Here is a 4,270-nt window from a genome sequence, read left to right as displayed (position 1 = left end):
GTCTCCGCGGTGCTGGCCTTCTTCCTGCTGAGGGGCCTGCGTGAGGAGGCGTCCGTCCAGGTGGTCGGCGCGGCCCAACGCCGCACCGAGAAGCGCGACCGGCTGCGGGCCGCGCTGAACGGTGACGACGAGTCCCCCTGAATCGGGCAGATCGCTGCAATCAGGTCGGGTTCTACACCCAGTAGTCCTCCGACAGCTCGATGACGGCGAAGTAGGCGCCCGTGGAGTCCATCACGCGGGCGTACCAGCCGGCCGCCACCGGCTGAGGTGAGCGGGCGACCTGGCCGCCGAGCTCCCGCACGCGCTCGCAGGCCGTGACGCAGTCCTCGACCATGAAGCAGGCCGTCCAGTGGTCCGGCAGGTTGCGGTCCGGGAAGCGGTGGTCGATCGGGACCAGGCCGCCGACGGTGTCGTTGTTGTGGTGGAACTCGAAGTACGGGTCGCCCGGCGCGCTCTCGGCCTCCAGCGTGTGCCAGCCGAAGACCTCCTTGTAGAAGGTCTCGGTGCGGGTCGTGTCGTGGGTCGCCAGCTCGTACCAGCAGATCGCCCCCGGCTCGAAGGACACCTGCGCGCCCACGAACCGGCTGCGCAGCCAGGTGCCGAACAGCGCACCGCCCGCGTCGGTGAAGACGCCCGCGGTGCCCAGGTCGCGCACGCTCGCCGGGGGCACCCGCACGGTGCCGCCGGCGAGCTCGACCGCCTCGGCGGTGCCGGCCGGGTCGTCGGTCGAGATCGAGATCATCCAGGCGGGCTTGCTGCCCTGGCGCAGGCCGGCGGCGGCCCGGCCGTTGAGCGTGAAATGCCCGTCGTCGTTGAACGCCCAGCCGAACAGCCCGCCGTAGAACGCGCGCGCCGCGACCGGATCGGGGCTTGCCACCTCCGCCCAGCACGGCGTACCCGGTGCGTAACCCCTTACTCGCATTCCGCGTCCTCCCGGTTGTCACACTGTTTCGAGATAGTGACACCCGTCAGGTGATCACGACAGCCCGTCCAACGGTGTAGGAAGCGGTCGTGAGTGCAGGACGTCGAGGCGCGAAACGGCTCGTGTCAAAACGACGAACAGCCGATTGAGACCACGCGCCTCGGCCGCAACGATGTCGGCCGGTTCGACGACGATCACGTGGTCGTACTCGAGGCCCTTGGCGAGTCCCGCCGGGAGCACGGTGACCCGGCCGTCGGAGTCGGCATCGGCGATCATGATTCCGTTGGTGCGCAGCGCCGTCGCGATCGCGTCCGCCGACGCGTCGGCCGCAATGACTCCGATCGATCCGTCGAAGGTGAGCGCGGCCCGCACCGACTTCACTGTTTCTTCCTCGATGGATGCAGTTGTACCGATGTGCAGCGCGCCGTCGGACCGCAGTGACCTGGCCTCGGGGACATTGACGCCGAGCGCTGGCAGGAGTCGGTTGGCGAGCGCGACGACCGCGGCGGGCACCCGGAAGCCGGTCGTCAGCGGTACAACTCGGGCATCTGGCTTGCCGAGATGGACAAGCAGATCGTGCCAGTCGCGGGTGGCCCACGGCGCGGTTCCCTGGGCGAGATCGCCGAGCAGCGTGATCGAGCCGTGCTCGCTGCGCCGGGCGATGACGCGCGCCTGCATCGGGGAGAGGTCCTGGGCCTCGTCCACGACGACGTGGCCGAAGCTGGCGACGCGGTCGATCAGCCCGGCCGCCTCGTCGACGAGCACCGCGTCGGCGGCCGTCCAACGGGCCGACTTGGCGGTCTTGGGGGGCTTTGCCCAGGTGATCACTTTTTGCTCATCGGACGAAAGAAGATCGTCGGTCGCGTCGGTCAGCACCTCGAACACCAACTGCTCCGGCGTGACCGCCGGCCACACCCGGTCGAGCAGCTCGGTGACCGGCGCGACCTTGCCCATCCGCCGCTGCCAGGCCTCGCCGGGCGAGTCACCGCGGCGCGCCTCGGACTGCAGCATGAGCAGCGAGACGATCCGGGCGCGGACCCGGTCGCGGCCGATCGCGTACGGCGGGGCCTCGCGGCGGACGTCGTCGACGATCCTGCGGAGCGCCTCGGTGGAGACCCGCCAGCGGTAGGAGCCGTCGGAGACGATGAGCGGCTCCTCCGGCTTGCCGATCTTCGCCTGCAGGCGCTTCGCCAGTACCGTCGCCATCCTCGGGTCCTGCTTGACCTCGGCCGCCCGCGGCGCGTCCTGGGCCCTGACCGGGGTCTTGAGCAGCTCCTCGATCGTCGACTGCTGCACCTCGACCTCGCCGAGGGTGGGCAGGACGCTGGCGATGTAGTGCAGGAAGGCGGTGTTCGGCCCGACGATCAGCACGCCGGCCCGGCGGAGCCGCTCGCGGTGCAGGTACAGCAGGTAGGCGGCCCGGTGCAGCCCGACCGCCGTCTTCCCGGTGCCGGGCGCGCCCTGCACGCAGATCGACTCGTCGAGCTCGGCCCGGACCAGCTCGTCCTGCTCCGGCTGGATGGTGGCGACGATGTCGCGCATGGGGCCCACGCGGGGCCGCTCGATCTCCTCGAGCAGGATCCGGCTGGTCCCGTGCTCCTCGCCGGCCTTGAGATGCTCGTCCTCGAAGCTGGTCAGCTCGCCCTTGACGAACCCGAAGCGCCGGCGCATGTCGACGTCCTGCGGATCCTTGACGCTGGCCTGGTAGAACCGGCGGGAGAGCGGTGCCCGCCAGTCGAGCACCATGGGCTCCCCGGCGGCGTCGGTGACGTGGCGGCGGCCGACGTGAAACTCGTCGTTGTCGATGTCGAGCCGCCCGAAGAAGAGCGGCGTGTCGGGGTTGTCGGCCAGCTCGGCGATGCGCCGGGCCATGTGCCGCCCCAGCGTCTCGGCGGTGTAGGCGTCTCCGGCGACCTTGTCGCCGACGGCGAAGAGGTCCTCGGCGCGTTCGCGCATGCGTCTGAGCGCCTGCCGGGACGCGTCGAGGTGCGCTCGCTCGGCGGCGAGCTCGATTTCGAGTGCGGGCACGGTGATTTCCTTCAGTGGATCTCAACTGCTGCTCGCTCGCGTATCCGAGCCTGCGGCTCGGCGCGTCGGGACGTCCGCTGCGGTGCCTACCTCACCGCGGCCGTCAAGCGGACAACAACGATACGCACCGCCGGCGCCGCCCGCCATCGGAATACGAGACGACTCGACCGACGCCGCCTGCAGCGATCTTCAGGGCACATTTTCTAGCACCTCGGCCGTCGTGACACGTGTCGAGGTCGAACGCGCTATGCCTCTGTTCGGACGCGTTGGCAGAGGTCGTCGAGGTGTTGCCGGAGCACGGCCCGGAGGGTCGCCGGCGGGGCGAGGTCGGGACGGATCAACCCGTGCACGGTAAGGCCGTCGACCAGGGCGTAGATCCGTTCCACCTCGATCGGGTCGGTCGCCCCGAGCCGGGCCAACATGTGGCCGAAAGCCCTGCCCAGCAACTCGTAGGTTTCGTCGCGCAGTGCGGCCAGCGCGGGGTCCACCAGGGACCGCGCGATGAACGCCAACCAGACCTCGCACTCGGTCCGCCGTTCGTCGTCCAGCGGCAGTATCTCGGCGATCTTCTGCTCGACGACCTGCCGCGGATCCTGGTCCAGGTCCACCGCCTCGATTCGGCTGGTGACCCGTTCGGCTGCCTGGCGCATCGCGAACTGGTGCAGTTCGGACTGGGTGGCGAAGTAGTGCCGTAACGATCCCACCGCGAGACCAGCTTCGCGGGCCACCTCTCGGACCGACGCCCGTTCGAGGCCGTCGCGTCGTATCACCCGCCAGACGGCTTCGGCCAGAAGTTGGCGGCGCTCATCCGGGTCGACCTGTCGAGGCATGGCCCTTTCTAGCACAGTCGTGCTACTTTGCCGAAGTGGCACGACTGTACTAATTCGGGGAGCATCATGAAGTTCTGGCTCATCGCGGCGGCCACCTGGGCGGCCGTCAACGCTGCTGTGCTCGTCCTGGCCCCCGCTACATCCCCTCTGCACTGGGGGGCCGACCATCATGCGATCAACGGAGGCGAGCAGGTCGTTGCCGCCAACGTCGTGCTCGCGGAGGTGCTGGCCCTGGCGGCCGTCGTACAGCTGCTGACCCGGCGACGCGCCTCACCGGATCTCGCGGCGCGGGCGCCCTCGACCCCGCGGGCGCGTGCCGAGGTCCTGGCCGTTCTGGGTTACGGCGCGGTCCTGCAGGCCGGTGGATGGCTGCTCGGGTGGGCGATGGGCTGGCATCCAATCGGCTTCCACCTGGCCGGCTCGGTCGTCGGGACCCACGACACGGTTACTGCCGCCGAGGCGATGACCTGGGCTGTCTACAACGTCGTCG

General features: G+C 69.8%; 4 protein-coding genes. 1 reads left to right on the top strand and 3 read right to left on the bottom strand.

What is annotated here, in order from left to right; all coding sequences use genetic code 11:
• Nucleotides 1–172: 172 nt before the first annotated feature.
• The 3 genes from ABZS66_RS60820 to ABZS66_RS60810 form a co-directional block, all read right to left on the bottom strand.
• On the bottom strand, nt 173–877 hold the full coding sequence (locus tag ABZS66_RS60820; RefSeq protein WP_354773990.1) for a VOC family protein: 705 nt from the start codon (nt 875–877) through the stop codon (nt 173–175).
• 99 nt (nt 878–976) lie between these two features.
• On the bottom strand, nt 977–2,956 hold the full coding sequence (locus ABZS66_RS60815) for an AAA family ATPase (RefSeq protein ID WP_354773994.1): 1,980 nt from the start codon (nt 2,954–2,956) through the stop codon (nt 977–979).
• Between the two features lie 239 nt (nt 2,957–3,195).
• The gene (locus tag ABZS66_RS60810) at nt 3,196–3,780 is read right to left on the bottom strand and encodes a TetR/AcrR family transcriptional regulator (protein ID WP_354773992.1); all 585 of its coding nucleotides are present in this window, start codon (nt 3,778–3,780) and stop codon (nt 3,196–3,198) included.
• A 66-nt stretch (nt 3,781–3,846) separates the two neighbouring features.
• Between ABZS66_RS60810 and ABZS66_RS60805 the strand changes: the two genes are divergently transcribed.
• On the top strand, nt 3,847–4,270 hold a 424-nt coding region (locus ABZS66_RS60805), incomplete at its 3' end, for a hypothetical protein (protein ID WP_354773988.1).

The sequence above is a fragment of the Dactylosporangium sp. NPDC005572 genome (genome assembly GCF_040605515.1).
In the GTDB taxonomy this organism is placed as follows: domain Bacteria; phylum Actinomycetota; class Actinomycetes; order Mycobacteriales; family Micromonosporaceae; genus Dactylosporangium.
Note: the sequence above shows the minus strand (reverse complement) of the source record. Positions and strands in the feature narration are given on the sequence as shown.